Source organism: Streptomyces sp. NPDC060205 (assembly GCF_042728395.1).
GTDB lineage: Bacteria > Actinomycetota > Actinomycetes > Streptomycetales > Streptomycetaceae > Streptomyces.
Genome location: NZ_JBHWZP010000623.1, coordinates 1 through 1,684 on the forward strand (window position 1 = coordinate 1; position 1,684 = coordinate 1,684).

The 1,684-nt window shown below is 68.7% G+C and carries 1 protein-coding gene; it reads right to left on the reverse strand.

Annotated elements, in window-relative coordinates; translation table 11 throughout:
- The coding region (locus ACFWGJ_RS43580) for a condensation domain-containing protein (protein ID WP_387334529.1) at positions 1–1,684 on the reverse strand (1,684 nt) is incomplete at both ends.

Consider the following 1,684-nt stretch of genomic DNA (forward strand, 5'->3'; position numbering starts at 1 on the left):
CCCTCACCCGCCACCGCCGCCGGCAACCGCAGGTGCACCTCCTCCAAACCCTCCTCACCCGTCACCCGCTCCACACCCAGCGACGTCACCTCACCGAACCCCGCCAGCCGCCCTTCCCAGTACTCCCGCGCAGCCCCCTCGTCCTGACCCGCCACCCACACCGCGAACTCACGAAACGCCGCCCGCGCACCCAGCTCAGGCAACCGCCCCACACGCAACGCGTGATACGCCTCCAACACCTCACCCAGGACGATGGGCACACTCCACCCGTCCAACAACAAGTGGTGATAGCTCCACACCAGCTGATGCCGACCCCCACCCAGACGCACCAACACCAGACGAACCAACGTCGACGCGGTGAAATCCGCACCACGCGCCCAGTCGGCCTCCAGGTGCGCGGAGATCGCGTCGCGCCGCTCCTCCTCGTCGAGGTGTGCGAGGTCCAGCACTTCCAGGGGCAGGGGTACGGAGCGGGAGACGACCGCGAGCGGCTGCGGCACGTCATCCGAGACGACCGCGGTGCGCAGCACCTCGTGCCGGGAGAACGCCAGTTCCCACGCCCTCTTCCAGGCGTCGAGGTCCAGATCGCCCTCCAGCATCAGGCCGTTCTGCGCCCAGTACATGCCGGGGTCGGCCGAGAGCCGCGTGTGAAAGAGCATGCCCTGCTGGAGGGGGGTGAGCGGGTAGATGTCCTCGATCTCGGTGGGGACGCGGGCCGCGACACGGTCGAGCGCGGCCTGGTCGATCCGCGCGAGCGGGAAGTCGGACGGCGTATGACCGCCCGTCCCCGGCCGGCAGCAGTACTCGATCAGCTCGGCCAGCACCTCGACGTATCGCTCCGCGAGGCCGGTGACCGTGGCCTCGTCATGCACCTCGACGCCGTACGTCCACACCATCTCCAGACGACCGTCGGCCACCTGACTGTTGACGTCTATCAGGTACGAGCGCTCGTTCTGCGACGACTCTCCCTCGCCGAGGAAGCCGGGCAGCGGCCGGAAGCGACTGCCCCGCCCTTCCGGTGTGCGTCCGGCGTCGGAGGGCTTGTGGGTGTCGTCCGGTCGGCGGCTGGACTGTCCGAGGTAGTTGAAACCGACCTCGGCCTGACCCTGCGGGACCCAATCGGTCAGGTGACGCAGAAGCCCGTAACCCAGACCCTTGCGCGGGATACCCCGCAGATACTCCTTCGTACGACGCAAAAGCGCACCCAAATCACCATCGACCAGCGCGGTGAGCTCCACCGGATGGACGCTGGTGAACCAGCCCACCGTCCGGGACACATCCACGTCCCCACCGACGTCCTCACGGCCATGGCCTTCCACATCCACCACCACAGACCGCGCCCCGGTCCACTCGGTGAACACCACACCCAGCACACTCAGCAGCACATCATCGATCTGCGTCCGAAACGCCGCCGGCACCTCACGCAGCAACCGCTCCGTCAACACGGCATCCAGGGCCACGGACACACGCCGCGCCCCCGACACCAGATTCGCGCCACCCTCGAAAACCCGCGGCAACGCCCGCGCCGCCGCCTCCGTGGCCCGCCAGAACTCCGCCTCCGCCACCACCTCCGGCGCACCCGACAACTGCACCAGACGCCCCGCCCACGCCACGAACGACGACGTCTTCGCCACCAGCTCCACACCACCGGCACCCTGCTCGACCTGCGCATACGCCGACGCCA